Source organism: Microbacterium sp. NPDC060132 (genome assembly GCF_042729675.1).
GTDB classification, from domain to species: domain Bacteria; phylum Actinomycetota; class Actinomycetes; order Actinomycetales; family Microbacteriaceae; genus Microbacterium; species Microbacterium sufflavum.
Genome location: NZ_JBHWXU010000001.1, coordinates 2261804 through 2277673, shown reverse-complemented (window position 1 = coordinate 2277673; position 15870 = coordinate 2261804). Strand labels below are relative to the sequence as shown.

Sequence of the window (15870 nt, the reverse complement as noted above, 5' to 3'; positions counted from 1 at the left end):
CTATGTCAACTAGAACAACTGTGCCAACCCTCCAGACGTCTTCGCCGGTCGCTGCGGCATCCTCCACACTGACCTCATGCGCATCACCCCCCGCCGCCTCGCGGTCGGCATGAGCCTGTGGATCCCGAACCTGTTCAGCGGCATCCGCGTGCGCCGGTTCAGCGAGGACTGGACCCACGCGACCGTCGAGCTGCACGTCAACGTCTTCACCCGCAACTACGTCAAGACGGCGTTCGGCGGCTCCATGTCGGCCATGACCGACCCGTACTTCTTCATGCTCGTGATGCACCAGCTCGGGCGCGACTACGTGGTGTGGGACACCCGCGGCGAGATCGAGTTCCTCAAGCCGGGACGCGGCGTGCTCACGGCCGAGTTCTCGGTGCCGCGGGAGAAGGCGGAGGAGCTGCGGCAGCGCGCCCACGGCGGCGGCAAGGTGCTCGAGTGGTTCGAGACCGTGATCACCGACGGCGACGGCGACACCGTGGCGAGGGTGCGGCGCCAGGTGTACATCCGCGAGAAGAAGCGCGTCACCGCCGCCCGCCGCTGACGCGACACCGGCCGTTCACCGGCACGTGGGACGATGGCCGCGTGCCCCTCGCCCGACGCCTGACCCTCGCCGACGCCGTCGCGATCGGCCTCGGCTCGATGATCGGCGCCGGCGTGTTCGCCGTGTGGGCCCCGGCCATCGGCGTCGCGGGCAGCGGCATCCTGATCGCCCTCGCGATCGCCGCCGTCGTGGCCTACTGCAACGCCACCGCGTCGGCACAGCTCGCCGCCGTCCACCCGGTCGCGGGCGGCACGTACGCCTACGCGCGCGCCGAGATCGGCCCGTGGTGGGGCTTCGTCGCCGGCTGGAGCTTCGTGATCGGCAAGATCGCGAGCTGCGCGGCCATGGCGATGACGTTCGCTGCCTACGCCGTCCCGCCCGCCTGGCAGAGGCCGGTCGCGGTGCTCGCCGTCGCGGTGCTCGCGGTCGTCAACTGCTTCGGCGTCACCCGCACCGCGCTGCTGACCCGGATCCTCGTCGCCTGCTCCCTGCTCGGGCTCGCGGTCGTGGTGATCCTCGGGCTCGGCGCCGCTCCCACCTCGACCCCCGCCCCGCTGCCCGACGCGACCGCGTACGGCGTGCTCCAGGGAGCCGGGCTGCTGTTCTTCGCATTCGCCGGCTACGCCCGGATCGCGACGATGGGCGAGGAGGTCACCGACCCCGTGCGCACGATCCCCCGCGCGATCGCCCTGGCCCTCGGCGGCGCCGTAGTCGTCTATGCGCTGGTCGGCCTCACCGTGGTGCTGGTGCTCGGCGCCGAGGTGCAGGGCGCGACCGCGCCGCTGGCAGACGTGCTCGTCGCCGCCGGCTGGTCGTGGGCGACGCCCCTGGTGCGGATCGCCGCGGCGGCCGCGTCCCTCGGGGCACTCCTGGCGCTGCTCACCGGCATCGGACGCACGGTGCTCGCGATGGCCAGGGAGGGCGATCTGCCGCGGTTCCTGTCCCGCATCGACGCCCGGCATCAGGTGCCCCAGCGCGCGGAACTCGTGCTCGCGGCGCTCGTGATCGCGCTGGTGCTGGCGGCCGACCTGCGCACCGCGATCGGCTTCTCCTCGTTCGGGGTGCTGCTCTACTACCTGATCGCCAATGCCGCGGCCTTCCGTCAGCGCGGTGCCGCCCGACGGTCGCCGCGCGCGCTCCAGGTGGTCGGCGCGCTCGGCTGCCTGGTGCTCGTGAACACGCTGCCCGTGGCGGCGTCCCTCATCGGAACGGCCGTGGTCGTCGCCGGGGTGGCCTATCGACTCGTGCGGTTGCGGCTCGAACGGCGCGCCGATCACTCCCGCAGCGCGGAACGGTAGCCCCGCGGAGCGATGCCCAGCACGGCCCGGAAGTCCCGGGTCAGGTGCGCGTGGTCGGCGTACCCGAGCTCGGCCGCGAGCGACGCCAGGTCGACCGCGGGCTCATCGCGCACGCGCTGCGCGGCCTCCTGCAACCGTCGGCGACGGATCATGGCCGCGGGCGACAGCCCCACGTGCCGTCGGGTGAGGCGCTGCAGGGTGCGCACCGACACCGCCAGGCGCGTCGCGGCCTCCTCGGGGGTCAGCGCCGCCCCGTCGCCGAACAGGGCGTCGAACACGGCGTTCGCGCCTCGGGCATCGTCGTCGTCCGCCGGCGCGTTCGCCACGAGCCAGCGGGAGAACGCCGCGACCGCGCGCTCCCGGTGCCCCTCCCCCGTCGACATCGCCGCCGACACCCCGTCGTGCAGCTCCGGTGCCGCGACCGCGCGGGCGGTGTCGACGAGGGCTGCCGGATCGGGCTCGAGCGCGGGCACCGCGGCCGGACGCAGGAGGGCGCCGACGGCCCAGCCGCGCCCGCTCAGGTCGCGGTGGAACAGGCGGGTGGTCGCGCCGGACAGCGTCACGGCGTCGGGCTCGACCACGAGGTTGAGCGCCGGATACGACACCACCTCCTGCCGGGAGGAGCGTCCGGGCTCGATGTCCCACTCCGGGATCCAGAACCACGCCACGAGGTGCCGGACCTCGGGCGGAGCGGGCAGGCGGTGGAACTGCGGCAATCGCGCGGGATACAGCACACCCCTGGTCGGATTCACCATGCGCTCAGCGTAGGGGGCACCGCCGACGCGACGCCGTGGCGCCCGTGTCGCGCATCTTCAAGCGCCCGGCGCGCCGCGCGATCTACCGTGGCGACATGACCGATCAGACACCCGCAGACCTGCCCGTCACCGGCGTGACCGGTGCGCACACGACCGACGGCCGCCCGCACGGCGTGACCTCGCTCACCCCGTTCCTCGCGATCCCCGACGCCGCCGGTGCGCTCGCGTTCTACCGCGACGTGTTCGGAGCCCGCGTGATCGACGTGACCGAGTTCGGCGACGTCGTGGCCCACGCCGACCTCGACTTCGGCACCGGTCGACTGCAACTGGGCGAGCCCAGTCCCGACTACCACCTCGTGCCGCCGCCCGCCGGCGACGACGCCTGCTATTCCCTCGGCCTCTACGTGCCCGACGTCGACGCCGTGGTCGAGCGCGCCGTGGCCGCCGGTGCCACCGTGCGCGAGCCCGCGATGCACTTCGTGTCGGGCGACCGCTTCGCCAGCATCCGCGACCCCTTCGGCGTGCGATGGTCGATCATGACCAGGGTCGAAGACCTCTCGGACGAGGAGAGCGCGCGCCGCGTCGCCGAATGGGCGGCGTCGTTCAGCGCGGGGCAGGCCGACGCGAGCTGAGCGCGACGACGGTCGCCCGCTGCACGGCGGGGAGCAGCGCCTCCGCGGTGCGCCGGTAGCCGAGCGGGCTCGGGTGGAACCGGTCGAGGCTGAACATCGCCTCCGGCTCGTCGAAGAACAGCGGCCCCACGGCGCGGCGCAGATCGACCGGCTCGGCCCCCGCGCGGCGGGCCGCCTCCGCCTGCACGGCGGCGAGCCGACGCGACAGGCTCGAGGCGATGCGGCGCAGCGGCTGCGGCACCGCGCGGAGCGCCCCCAGATCCGGGCAGGTGCCCACCACGACCCCGGCGCCGAGGTCGCGCAGCCGCCGCACCGCGTCATCCAGGTGCCGCGCGGACTCGGCGACCGGCAGGCGATGCGTCACGTCGTTCCCGCCCACCACGACCACCGCGACGTGCGGACGGTACCCGGGCGGCAACGCGTCCAGCTGCGTCGCGAGGTCGCGCGACTCCGCGCCGACCCTCGCCACCGTACGCAGGCGCACCGGACGCCCCAGACCACGCGCGAGCGCCTTGGCGAGTCGTCCGCCCAGGGTCTGCTTGGGGCGCTGCGCCCCCAGCCCCGCCGCGAGCGAGTCTCCCACCAGCAGCAGGTCGAGCGGGGCGCCGTCGAGCCCCGGCCGCCAGAGCCGGTCGGCATCGAGCGACACCTCCCCGAGCGGCTTGCCAATGCGCCGTCGCGCGAGCGCGGCCTGACGGACCAGCACGAGGCGCAGCACCGCGGTCAGCAGGGCGACGGCGGACACGGCGGCGAACACGGGACGGAGGCGACGCACGACCCGATTCGAGTCGACCGCCGTGAACGCCCGGTGAACACCACCGAGCCCCGGATCAGCCGAGCGTCTTGACCTCGAGCTCGTCGGAGCCTGCCCGCACGCTCGCGAAGTGGGTGTAGCCGTCGGCGGCCGCACGCTCCAGCAGCGCCTTGAGGTTCTTGGTGCGCTGCTCGAGCCGCACGCGCGCCCCCCTCGCCACGAGCTCGGCCTTGTGGGCGACCAGCTCGCCCACCGGCACGTCGGCATCGTGGACCAGGACGATCGCCTGCGCCTCGGTGTCGGGGTCGGCGGAGACCAGGTCGACCAGCCGCTCGAACCCGAGCGAGAAGCCCACCGCGGGAACGTCCTGCTTCAGGAACCGGCCGATCATGCCGTCGTAGCGCCCGCCGCCGCCGAGCGAGTACCCGACGGAGGGGTGCGCGAGCTCGAAGATCGTGCCCGTGTAGTACCCCATGCCGCGCACGAGGAACGGGTCGAACACGAGCGGGATCTCGACGTGCTCCGCGACCACGGGGCGTGCGGCCGCCACGGCCTCGCCGATGCCGGTGAGGTGCGCGATGAGCTCATCAGGGACGCCCTCGGGCAGCGCCTTGCGGATCTGCCGCTCCCCGTACGGGTGGTACTCCAGCGTCTGCGGGCGGCGGAGGAACTCCTCGAACGCGGCGACGGCGGTCGCGGTGACCCCGCGCTCGCGCAGCTCGGCCGCGACCCCCTCCGGCCCGATCTTGTCGAGCTTGTCGATCGTGATCAGCACCTGCGGGCGCTCCTCGGTCGTGAAGCCCAGGTGGCCCAGCATCCAGTCGAGCAGGCGGCGGTCGTTGATGCGCACGGTGGCACCCTCGAGCCCCAGCGCGTCGACGGCGTCGAGCGATGCGACGAGCAGCTCGGCCTCGGCCCGCCCCGACGCATCCCCGATGATGTCGATGTCACACTGCACGAACTGGCGGTAGCGGCCCTTCTGCGGCCGCTCGGCCCGCCACACCGGCGCGATCTGCACGGAGCGGAACACACCGGGGAGCTGCCCGCGGTTGCTGGCGTAGAAGCGCGCCAGCGGCACCGTCAGGTCGTAGCGCAACCCCAGGTCGGACAGCGCGGCGGGGTCGTCGGCCGCGGCGCGGATCGCGTCGGCGTCGAGACCGCGGCGCAGGATCGCGAACGACAGCTTCTCGTTGTCGCCGCCGATGCCCGCGTGCAGCCGCTCGTACTCCTCCACCACGGGCGTCTCGATCTCGTCGAACCCGTGCGCGCGGTAGCGCTCGCGGATCACGGAGAGCACGCGCTCACGGCGGGCCTTGTCGGCGGGGAGGAAGTCGCGCATGCCGCGCGGCGGGTTCACAGTAGCCACCCGTCCATCTTCCCAGGTCGTCGGCGGCACCCGCGCGTCGGGTCAGCCGGCCTCCGCCTGGCGCACCTCGTCCTCCAGCAGCCGCAGCCGCTCGCGCAGCGCCCGCTCGGCATCCCACCCCTCGGCGCGCGCGGTCGCGACCAGCGCCAGGAGCGCGTCGCCGAGCTCCGCCTCGGACGCCGGAGTGGCCGCGACGGGGCTCTGCGGCACCGTGACACCGGCCCCCGCGGCCCGGCCGACCAGCTTCTGCGCCAGGGCGAGCGCCGGCATCCCCCGTGGCACGCCGTCGAGCACGCTGCGCCGCGTGCGCTTCTCCGCGGCCTTCGCCGCGTTCCAGTGGATCAGCACCTCCTCCGGCGTGGTGGCGACCTCGTCGCCGAACACGTGCGGATGACGGCGCACCATCTTCTCGGTGAGCGTGGCGGCCACGTCGTCGATGTCGAACGGATCGTCGGGGTCCTGCGCGGCGATCGCGGCGTGGAACAGCACCTGCCACAGCAGGTCGCCCAGCTCCTCACGCAGATCGTCGCGGGTGCCGGACTCCACGGCGTCGATCACCTCGTGCGACTCCTCGATCAGGTACGGCACCAGGTCGCGGTGGGTGATGCGCTGCGACCACACGCAGCGCTCGCGCACGGCCCGCATGGTGTCGGCCGCGGCCCGCAGCGCATCCACGTCAGGCCGCGACTCGTCGGCAGACCCGCTCATGCGTCCTCCGCTCCTCGGTCAGGCCCGCCCCGCTCTGCGGAGGAGGCACCGGCGAGGCGACGGTACCAGCGGGCCCGCAGCGACACGATCACCGCCGAGAGCAGCAGTGCCAGGAGCGAGCCGACCAGCACCCCGAGGATCGCCTGGTCGCGCAGGCCCGCGTCGGCGGCGAACGCGAGGTTCGCGAGCAGCAGCGACACCGTGAAGCCGATGCCGCCGAGCGCTCCCGCCGCGACGATGTCGGCGAAGGGCAGCGCCGGATCGGCTCCCCGCGGGCGGATGCGCATCGCGAACCAGCCGAACACCGTGATGCCGACGATCTTGCCGACCGGGAGGGCCACCACGATGGCCCAGAACGCGGGCGACAGCTCCGTCGGCGCCACCGCGGGGATCACCACGAACGCCGCGACGAATGCGAACACCGGCAGGATCACCCCGTTGACCGTGGGCTCGAGCGCGTGCCGCGTACGGCCGGCGGGCACCGGCGCCATCACCAGCCCCAGCATGACCCCCGCGATCGTGGCGTGCACGCCGGACGACGCCACGAGCGCCCACGTCACCACACCGACCACGGTCATCGCGACCGCGATCAGCGGATGCCCCTTCGCGTGCAGGAGCCGGCTGAGCCCCCAGAACACGGCCACACCGACCAGGGCCAGCACGAACAGCAGCCACTGCACGTCGTGCGCGAACAGCACCGCGATGAACACGATGCCGATGATGTCGTCGAGGATCGCGAGCGCCAGCAGGAACACCCGCACGCGCGACGGCAGGCCGCGGCCGAACATCGCCAGCACACCGAGCGCGAAGGCGATGTCGGTCGCGGTGGGGATCGGCCAGCCGGACGCCGTCTCCGGGCCGCCCGCGATCAGCAGGTACACCAGGATGGGGACCAGCACCCCGCCGGTCGCGGCGATCGCCGGCTGCACGGCCTTGCGCGGGGAGTCGAGCTCGCCGTGGGTCAGCTCGTGGCGCAGCTCGATCGCGACCACCAGGAAGAACACCGCCAGCAGACCGTCCGACACCCAGTGCGCGATCGACAGGTCGAGCGCCGTGCCCGGCACCGCGAGGTGCGCGTCCAGCAGCCCCGCGAGCGTGTCGTGGGTGGGCAGGTTCGCGAGGAGGAGCCCCAGTCCGGCCGCGACGAGCAGGAGGACGGCGGGGAACTGCTGACCGCGGAGGGGGTTCGCTGTGATGCGCATCGTCTCCATCGTAGGCGGCGGTGTCCTCCGGCCGTCATGCGTGCAAGAGGCGTTCTCACCCCGGGATACTCTCGGAGGGTGACCCCCGATTCCCCCGCTTTCTCCGAGCCGACGCCCACCGAGGCCATCCGCGTGATCGGTCGCTTCGAAGCCGGTCGCGGCATTCCCGATGCCATGCGCTCCGACGTGCGGATGCTGGGCCAGCTGCTCGGCCAGGTGCTCCGCGAGGCCGGCGGCGACGACCTGTTCGACGACGTCGAGCGTCTGCGCCTCGCGACGATCCAGGCCTACGAGGACGAGACCTCCGACGCGTTCGAGCGGGCAGCGGCGATCGCCGAGTCGTTCACGATCGCCCGCGCCGACGAGGTCGCGCGGGCGTTCACCTGCTATTTCCACCTGGTGAATCTCGCCGAGGAGCACCAGCGCGTGCGCGTGCTGCGCGAGCGGGCCGGGCAGCCGGGGCGGGAAGACGCGAGCGACACGGTCGCCACGGCCTACGCGCGCCTGCGCGACGAGGTCGGCGAGGACGAGGCGCGCCGCCGTCTCGCCGGTCTGCGCTTCCACCCGGTGTTCACGGCGCACCCGACCGAGGCCCGCCGCCGTGCGGTGTCGTCGAGCATCCGCCGCCTGTCGGAACTGCTCACGCAGCACGACGCCGCGAGCGCGGGCGGCGCCGAGGAGCACCGCGCCCGCCGTCGCATGCTGGAGGAGATCGACACGCTGTGGCGCACCGCCCCGCTGCGCGCGCAGAAGCCCTCCCCGACCGACGAGGTCCGCACCGTCATGGGCGTGTTCGACGAGACGCTCTTCACGACGGTGCCGCACGTGTACCGCCGCATCGACGACGCGCTGCGCGGCGAGGAGTCCGGAGCCAGCGCGCCCGTGGTGCCCTCCTTCGTGCGCATCGGCTCGTGGGTGGGCGGCGACCGCGACGGGAACCCGTTCGTCACCGCGGCCGTCACGCGCGAGGCCTCGCAGATCGCCTCCGACCATGTGCTGCGCGGGCTCGAGCGCGCGCTGGACCGCATCGGCCGCACGCTCACGCTCTCGGCCGACGACACGCCCCCGAGCGCGGAGGTCGTCGCACTGTGGGAGGCCTTCGCGGCCGCCGAGCCCGAGGTCGCCGCCGAGCTCGCCGCCCGGTCGCCGGAGGAGCCGCACCGCCGCGTGCTGCTCGTGCTCGCCCGGCGGGTGGCCGCGACCCGGCTCGGCGACGGCGACCGCGCCTACACCCGGCCCGACGAGCTGCTGGCCGACCTGCGCGCCGTGCAGTCCTCGCTCGCCGCGGCCGGCGCCCGTCGGCACGCGTTCGGCGGGGTGCAGCACCTGATCTGGCAGGTGGAGACCTACGGCTTCCACCTGACCGAGCTCGAGGTGCGCCAGCACTCCCAGGTGCACGCCACGGCCCTCGCCGAGCTCGACGCGGGCGGCCCGATCAGCGCCCAGACGGAGGAGGTGCTGGAGGTGTTCCGTGCGATCGCGGACATCCAGCGCGACCGCGGGCTGCGGGCGGCAGGGCGCTACGTCGTCTCGTTCACCCAGGCCGCGTCCGACCTCGCGAACGTGCACCGCCTCGCCCGGTACGCCCTCGGCGACGACGCCCCGGTGCTCGATGTCGTGCCGCTGTTCGAGACCTTCGCCGACCTGCAGGCCGCGCCGGCGATCCTCGCCGAGGTCGTCACGTTCCCCGAGTTCCGCGAGCGGATGGCCGCCACAGGCAACCGCCTCGAGGTGATGCTCGGCTACTCCGACTCGTCGAAGGACGTCGGCCCGGTCGCCGCGAACCTCGCGCTGTACGCGGCGCAGGCCACCATCGCCCGCTGGGCGCAGGAGTCGGGCATCGAGCTCACGCTGTTCCACGGTCGCGGCGGCGCCCTCGGGCGCGGCGGCGGCCCCGCCAACTCCGCCATCCTCGCCCAGCCGCCGCACTCCGTCGACGGCCGGTTCAAGCTCACCGAGCAGGGCGAGGTGATCTTCGCCCGCTACGGCGAGCCCGCGATCGCCATGCGGCACATCGACCAGGTCGCCGCCGCCACGCTGCTCGCCTCCTCCCCCACGGTGGAGGAGCGCACCAGCCGCGCGGCCGAGCGCTACGCCGAGGTGGCCGCCACGATGGACGCGGCCTCCCGCGAGCGCTTCTTCTCGCTCGTCAAGGCCGAGGGCTTCGCGCCGTGGTTCGCCACGGTGACCCCGATGGAGGAGATCGGGCTGCTGGCACTCGGCTCCCGCCCCGCCCGACGCGGACTGTCGGTCGAGTCGCTGGAAGACCTGCGGGCGATCCCGTGGGTGTTCGCGTGGACCCAGGCGCGCATCAACCTCGCCGGCTGGTTCGGTCTCGGCACCGCCCTGGAGGCCGTCGGCGACCAGGACCTGCTGCGTGAGGCGTACCGCGAGTGGCCGCTGCTGCACACCATGGTCGACAACGTCGCGATGAGCCTCGCCAAGACCGACGAGCGCATCGCCCGGCAGTACCTGGCCCTCGGCGACCGCGACGACCTGGCGGCGCTCGTGCTCGACGAGCTCGCGCTCACGCGCCAGTGGGTCGTGCGGCTCACCGGCGGCGACGGCCTGCTCGAGAACAAGCCCGTGCTGCAGCGCGCCGTGCAGCTGCGCAGCCCCTACGTCGACGCGCTGTCGCTGCTGCAGCTGCGCGCGCTCCGTGCCCTGCGCTCGGCCGCGCCGCAGCCGGAGGGCTCGGGCGCCGACGCGGAACAGCAGCGCCTCCTGCTGCTCTCGGTGAGCGGCGTCGCGGCCGGACTGCAGAACACCGGCTGAGCCGCGGCCGCCCGTCGCGTGGCGCGGGGCCCTCGGGCGCCGACGCTAGAGTGAGAGCTCGGCCCAACCGGCACCGCCCTGACGCGACACGATCGCCAGCACCCCATCCCCCACCAGAAAGTCCTTCCCGCGTGACCGTCACGACCACTGCCGACTTCCATCCGCTCGCCGACTCCGTGCAGCCCGTGTTCGACACGGTGCTCTCCCGCAGCCCGCACGAGCCGGAGTTCCACCAGGCCGTGCACGAGGTGCTGCACTCGATCGCCCCCGTGCTGGAGCGCCACCCGGAATACGTCGACGGTGGCATCCTCGAGCGCCTGGTCGAGCCCGAGCGGCAGATCCTGTTCCGCGTGCCGTGGGTCGACGACGCGGGGAAGCTGCAGGTCAACCGCGGCTACCGCATCCAGTTCTCCTCCGTGCTCGGCCCGTACAAGGGCGGCCTGCGCTTCCACCCCTCGGTGAACCTGTCGATCATCAAGTTCCTCGGCTTCGAGCAGATCTTCAAGAACGCGCTCACCGGTCAGGGCATCGGCGGCGGCAAGGGCGGCTCCGACTTCGACCCGCACGGCAAGTCCGACGCGGAGGTCATGCGCTTCTGCCAGTCGTTCATGAACGAGCTGTACCGCCACCTCGGCGAGCACACCGACGTCCCCGCGGGCGACATCGGCGTGGGCGGCCGTGAGATCGGCTACCTGTTCGGACAGTACCGCAAGGTCACCAACCGCCACGAGTCGGGCATGTTCACCGGCAAGGGCACCGGCTGGGGTGGGGCCGAGGTGCGCACGGAGGCCACCGGCTACGGCGCCGTGTTCTTCGCGCAGGAGATGCTCGCCGTCCGCGGCGACTCGCTGGCGGGCAAGCGCGTCGGCATCTCCGGCTCCGGCAACGTCGCCCTCTACGCGATCCAGAAGGCCGCGCAGCTCGGCGCGACCGCGGTCACCGCCTCCGACTCCTCCGGCTACGTCGTCGACGACGCCGGCATCGACCTCGACCTGCTGCGTCAGCTGAAGGAGGTCGAGCGCGCCCGCATCGTCGAGTACGCCCGCCGCCGCCCCAGCGCACGGTTCGTCGAGGGCGGCAGCGTGTGGGAGGTGCCGGTCGACATCGCCGTGCCGTCCGCCACGCAGAACGAGGTGAGCCTGGCCGACGCCGAGGCGCTGATCGCCGGCGGTGTGCAGGCGGTCTCCGAGGGCGCCAACATGCCGTGCGTGCCCGAGGCCGTCGAGGCGTTCCAGCGGGCGGGTGTGCTGTTCGCCCCCGGCAAGGCGGCCAACGCGGGCGGTGTGGCCACCTCCGCGCTGGAGATGAGCCAGAACGCCTCGCGCCAGCGGTGGACCTTCGCCGACAGCGAGAGCAAGCTCCGTGAGATCATGGCGGATATCCACGGCGCCGCGTTCGACGCCGCGGAACGGTACGGGGTTCCCGGCGACTACGTCGCGGGGGCCAACATCGCAGGATTCGAGAGGGTCGCCGCTGCCATGCTCGCGCAGGGCGTCATCTGACATCGAGCCGGCGAAGCCGGGCATCGGCGGGGTGCTCGGCTTCGTCTCTGCGCGCCCGCGCGGCTACGGACCGACGGGTCGGTCGTCGGCGTGCCGCGCGAGGGAGCTCCCGTAGCGCTCGGTGAGCTGCACCATGAGGTCGGGGGTGTCCCGGTCGACCCCGAACACGTGCCCGGGGAAGTCGAGCTCGGGCTGCGCCGCCGCGATCTCCTCCGCCCGGTCCGGCGAGAGCAGCTGCACCGGATCGCCGACCGCGACCCATCCGATCGGCACGACCGTCCCCTCGGGCAGCACCGCGCGCCGGTGCACGATCGCGTTGACGCGCACCTCGCAGCGGCTGCCCACCAGAGCACCGTTGAAGATGCGGGCGCCCGAGGCGAAGAACACCTCCTCGCCCACGGTCGCGCCGGCGATGCTCGCGAGCGTGCCGACGAGGGTGTGGTCGCCGATGTGCACCGCGTTCGCCGCGGTCGCCCTGATCAGCGCGTTCTCCATCACGATCACGTGTGCGCCGAGCGTGATCGGGCCGCCCTCGGCGGTGATCACGGCGCCGTGCAGCACCTGGCAGCCCGGACCGACCTCCACATCGCCGGAGATCACGGCGGTGGGGGCGACGACGGCGGTGTCATGGATGCGGGGGCGAGCCCCGAGGTGCTCGTACAACATGCGGCCAGACTAGCCCCGGGGCCCCGGCCGTCCGCTACGGGGTCGTGGCGGGTTCCGGGAAGATCGCGGTGAACAGCTGGCCGACCCACTCCAGCAGCTGCGCGTCGGGCAGCGGCTCCACACCGACGCCGACGGCCGCGGCGACGGTGGGCATCGGCACCACCAGCGCCTCTCCCCCGGCCACGAGCTTCGCCTTCGGGTAGAGCCGCTGCAGCCGCACCTTGATGGAGTCCTCCAGCCGCGCCGGGGCGATGCGGAGGTTCGACCCCATCGCCACCACGTCGGTGAGCCCGGCGCGGGCGGCCCTGCGGCGCAGTCGCGCGATCGCGAAGAGCCCGGCGACCTCTTCCGGCGGGGTGCCGTAGCGGTCGATGAGCTCCTCCTGCACGAGGTCGATCGCATCGTCCTTGGCGGTCGCGGCCGAGGCGGCGGACAGCTTCTGGTACGCCTCCAGGCGCAGGCGCTCACTGTCGATGTAGTCCTCGGGGATGCGCGCGTCCAGCGGCAGCTCCAGTCGCAGCTCCTGCCCCGTCTCGACCTCTTCGCCGCGGAACGTCGCGACGGCCTCACCGATCATGCGCAGGTACAGGTCGAAGCCGACGCCGGCGATGTGCCCCGCCTGCTCCGCGCCGAGCAGGTTGCCCGCCCCGCGCAGCTCCAGGTCCTTCAGCGCCACCTGCATGCCCGAGCCGAGGTCGTTGTTGACCGCGATGGTCTGCAAGCGGTCGGCCGCGGTCTCGCTCAGCGGCTTCATGTCGTCGTAGAGGAAGTACGCGTAGGCGCGCTCGCGTCCGCGGCCCACGCGTCCGCGGAGCTGGTGCAGCTGGCTCAGGCCGTACTTGTCGGCGCGGTCGATGATGATCGTGTTGGCGTTGGAGATGTCGAGGCCGGTCTCGATGATGGTGGTCGAGACGAGCACGTCGAACTTGCGCTCCCAGAAGTCGTCGACCACCTGCTCCAGCGCATGCTCCCCCATCTGCCCGTGCGCGACCGCGATGCGCGCCTCCGGCACGAGCTCGGCGAGCTGGGCCGCGATCCGCTGGATGGACTGCACACGGTTGTGCACGAAGAACACCTGGCCCTCGCGCAGGATCTCGCGCCGGATGGCGGCGGCGATCTGCTTGTCGCTGCGCGGCCCGACGAACGAGAGGATCGGGTGCCGGTCCTCCGGCGGCGTCGCGAGCGTGGACATCTCCCGGATGCCGGTGACCGCCATCTCCAGGGTGCGCGGGATCGGGGTCGCGCTCATGGCGAGGATGTCGACGTTGGTCTTCATCTTCTTCAGCGCGTCCTTGTGCTCCACGCCGAAGCGCTGCTCCTCGTCGATGATCATCAGGCCGAGGTCCTTGAACATCACCTGATCGGTGAGGATGCGGTGCGTGCCGATGACCATGTCGACCGTGCCGTCGAGAAGGCCCTGCAGCGTGAGCTTCGCCTCCTTGTCGGTCTGGAAGCGCGACAGCGGCCGCACCTTCACCGGGAAGCCGGCGAAGCGCTCCGTGAACGTCTCCAGGTGCTGCTTCACCAGCAGCGTCGTCGGCACGAGCATCGCGACCTGCTTGCCGTCCTGGATGGCCTTGAACGCCGCGCGCACCGCGACCTCGGTCTTGCCGAAGCCGACGTCGCCCGACAGCAGCCGGTCCATCGGGATGGGCCGCTCCATGTCGGCCTTGATCTCGTCGATGGTCTGCAGCTGGTCATGGGTCTCGGCGAACGGGAACGCCTCCTCCAGCTCGCGCTGCCACGGGGTGTCCGGACCGAACGCGTGCCCCTTGGCGCTCATGCGCGCGGAGTAGAGCTTCACGAGCTCGACCGCGATGTCGCGCACGGCCTTGCGGGCCTTGCCCTTGGCCTGCGCCCAGTCACTGCCGCCCATCTTCGACAGCGTCGGGGCCTCACCGCCGACGTACTTGGAGAGCAGGTCGAGCTGGTCGGTGGGCACGAAGAGCTTGTCACCCGGGTAGCCGCGCTTGGACGGGGCGTACTCCAGCACGAGGTAGTCGCGCACGGACTTCGCGGCGTGGCGGCCGCCCGTCGAGACCTCGCGCTGCGTCATCTCCACGAAGCGGCCGATGCCGTGCGTGGCGTGCACCACGAAGTCGCCCTGCTTGAGCTGGAGGGGGTCGACCACGTTCTTCCGGCGCGAGGCGAGCTTCTTCACCACGCGCTGGTCGCCGCCGATCGTGCGGCCGTAGAACTCGTTGTCGGTGAGGACGGCGAGCTTCGCCTCCGGCACCTGGAACCCCGCCTCGACCGCACCGGTCACGAGCGTCGCGACCCCGGGGTCGGGGGCCTCGGTCAGCGACTCCACCGCGCGGGCCGCGATGCCCCGGTCGGACAGCACGTCGCGCGCGCGGTCGACGAGCCCGTGTCCCGTCGCGATCACCACGACGCGCCACCCGTCGGCGACCTTCGCGTCGACGAAGGCGATCGCCCCGTCGACGTTGCCGTGGAACGACGGGATGACCGCCGACGCCTCGACGCTCTCCGGGTCGGCGTCGCCGATGCCGAACGGGCTGAGCCGCCACCACACGCCGCCGCGGTCGCGCACCACGTCGCGCAGGTCGGCGACCGTGAGGAAGTCGCCCGCGCCGAGGTCGATGGGAGCCGAGGCCCCGGAGGTCGCCGCGCTCCACGCGGCGTCGAGGAACTCGCGGTTCGTGTCGCCGAGGGTGATCGCCCGCGCGGTCGCCCGCTCGGGGTCGACCACCGCGGTCGCGCTGCCGGGCGGCAGGTACTCCACGAGCGACTTCAGCGGACCGGCCACGGCGGGCAGCAGCGACTCCATGCCCTCGACCGGGATGCCCTCGGCCATCTTCTCGAGCATGCCCGCGATGGCCGGGAACCCGCCGATCAGCGCGCGCGCCCTGTCGCGCACGTCGGCGGTGAGCAGCAGCTCGCGGCTGGGCGGCAGGTCGACCGCGGGGACGTCGCCGGGGAGCGAGCGCTGATCGGCCACGGAGAACGCCCGGATCTGGTCGATCTCGTCGCCGAAGAACTCCACGCGGTAGGGGTGCTCCGACGTGGGAGGGAACACGTCGAGGATGCCGCCGCGCACGGCGAACTCACCGCGCCGCGACACCATGTCCACGCGGGAGTATGCGCGTTCGACCAGCTGCTCCGCGACGTGGTCGAGCTCGTGCCCCCGGCTGCCGACGGCGAGGTCGAGCGGGGCGATCTCGCCCAGGTTGCCGGCGATCGGCTGCAGCGCGGCGCGCACGGAGGCGACGACCACGAGGGGGTGGTCGCCCGACCACTCGGCGATGCGGCGCAGGGTCTGCAGGCGCTGCCCGACGGTGTCGGGGCTCGGGCTCAGCCGCTCGTGCGGCAGGGTCTCCCACGCCGGGAACGTGAGCACCTCGGCATCGGGCACGTAGGCCGACATCGCCGCGGCGAGCGTCTCGGCCCGGCGCCCGGTCGGCACCACGGCGAGCAACGCGGCGGGGTGCCCGGCCGCGGCGCGCTTGGCGAGGAGCCCGGCGAGCGTGGGCGCATCGAGGCCGTCGACCAGTCCGAGGTCGGCGTCGGTATGCGCCCAGGCGAGAGCGTCACGAAACAGAGACGCCTCTTCCAAGGCGCGCAGAATCCCCGGAACAGTCACCGGACAAGCCTAATCGCGCCCACCGACACCGCGGTCGACGTCCCCCTCGCCGACCGGGCGACCG

12 protein-coding genes are annotated in these 15870 nt (G+C 72.9%); 5 read left to right on the top strand and 7 right to left on the bottom strand.

The genetic code is table 11. The features are described 5' to 3' along the window. The first annotated feature begins 76 nt into the window (after positions 1–76). Both ACFWCH_RS11045 and ACFWCH_RS11040 read left to right on the top strand, forming a co-directional pair. A complete protein-coding gene (locus ACFWCH_RS11045; protein ID WP_206251555.1) occupies positions 77–547 on the top strand; it encodes a DUF4442 domain-containing protein in 471 nt (156 codons plus the stop codon). 41 nt (positions 548–588) lie between these two features. Beyond that, the gene (locus ACFWCH_RS11040) at positions 589–1845 is read left to right on the top strand and encodes an APC family permease (RefSeq protein ID WP_378803541.1); all 1257 of its coding nucleotides are present in this window, start codon (positions 589–591) and stop codon (positions 1843–1845) included. Here the strand turns inward: ACFWCH_RS11040 and ACFWCH_RS11035 are convergent. Then, on the bottom strand, positions 1821–2600 hold the full coding sequence (locus ACFWCH_RS11035; protein ID WP_247981419.1) for a helix-turn-helix domain-containing protein: 780 nt from the start codon (positions 2598–2600) through the stop codon (positions 1821–1823). The genes ACFWCH_RS11040 and ACFWCH_RS11035 overlap by 25 nt on opposite strands. Before the next feature lie 95 nt (positions 2601–2695). Here ACFWCH_RS11035 and ACFWCH_RS11030 point away from each other — a divergent pair, with 95 nt between their 5' ends. After that, positions 2696–3232, top strand: coding sequence for a glyoxalase/bleomycin resistance/extradiol dioxygenase family protein (locus tag ACFWCH_RS11030; protein WP_136033413.1), 537 nt, complete (start codon positions 2696–2698; stop codon positions 3230–3232). Here ACFWCH_RS11030 and ACFWCH_RS11025 read toward each other — a convergent pair. The 4 genes from ACFWCH_RS11025 to nhaA all read right to left on the bottom strand — a co-directional run bounded on the left by ACFWCH_RS11025 (position 3204) and on the right by nhaA (position 7262). Beyond that, positions 3204–4007 carry an SGNH/GDSL hydrolase family protein gene (locus ACFWCH_RS11025; RefSeq protein WP_247638538.1) on the bottom strand — a complete coding sequence of 268 codons (804 nt, stop codon included), beginning with the start codon at positions 4005–4007 and terminating at the stop codon, positions 3204–3206. The genes ACFWCH_RS11030 and ACFWCH_RS11025 overlap by 29 nt on opposite strands. 55 nt (positions 4008–4062) lie before the next feature. Further along, positions 4063–5325 carry a histidine--tRNA ligase gene (gene hisS, locus ACFWCH_RS11020; RefSeq protein WP_240745298.1) on the bottom strand — a complete coding sequence of 421 codons (1263 nt, stop codon included), beginning with the start codon at positions 5323–5325 and terminating at the stop codon, positions 4063–4065. Between the two features lie 69 nt (positions 5326–5394). Further along, complete coding sequence (locus ACFWCH_RS11015) at positions 5395–6060, bottom strand: MazG family protein (RefSeq protein WP_378803540.1); 666 nt, start codon at positions 6058–6060, stop codon at positions 5395–5397. Further along, positions 6057–7262, bottom strand: coding sequence for a Na+/H+ antiporter NhaA (nhaA, locus tag ACFWCH_RS11010; protein ID WP_378803539.1), 1206 nt, complete (start codon positions 7260–7262; stop codon positions 6057–6059). The genes ACFWCH_RS11015 and nhaA overlap by 4 nt, the downstream gene beginning before the upstream one ends. Positions 7263–7436: 174 nt before the next feature. Here nhaA and ACFWCH_RS11005 point away from each other — a divergent pair, with 174 nt between their 5' ends. Together ACFWCH_RS11005 and gdhA are read left to right on the top strand one after the other, a co-directional pair. Further along, the gene (locus tag ACFWCH_RS11005; RefSeq protein ID WP_378803854.1) at positions 7437–10037 is read left to right on the top strand and encodes a phosphoenolpyruvate carboxylase; all 2601 of its coding nucleotides are present in this window, start codon (positions 7437–7439) and stop codon (positions 10035–10037) included. Between the two features lie 131 nt (positions 10038–10168). After that, complete coding sequence (gene gdhA / locus ACFWCH_RS11000; protein WP_136029109.1) at positions 10169–11539, top strand: NADP-specific glutamate dehydrogenase; 1371 nt, start codon at positions 10169–10171, stop codon at positions 11537–11539. Between the two features lie 63 nt (positions 11540–11602). Here the strand turns inward: gdhA and ACFWCH_RS10995 are convergent, their stop codons facing one another. Then, positions 11603–12205 (bottom strand): gamma carbonic anhydrase family protein, encoded by a 603-nt coding sequence (locus tag ACFWCH_RS10995; protein ID WP_136036014.1) that lies wholly within the window; start codon positions 12203–12205, stop codon positions 11603–11605. A 34-nt stretch (positions 12206–12239) separates the two neighbouring features. Next, the gene (gene mfd / locus ACFWCH_RS10990) at positions 12240–15806 is read right to left on the bottom strand and encodes a transcription-repair coupling factor (protein WP_136029105.1); all 3567 of its coding nucleotides are present in this window, start codon (positions 15804–15806) and stop codon (positions 12240–12242) included. Positions 15807–15870 lie beyond the last annotated feature (64 nt).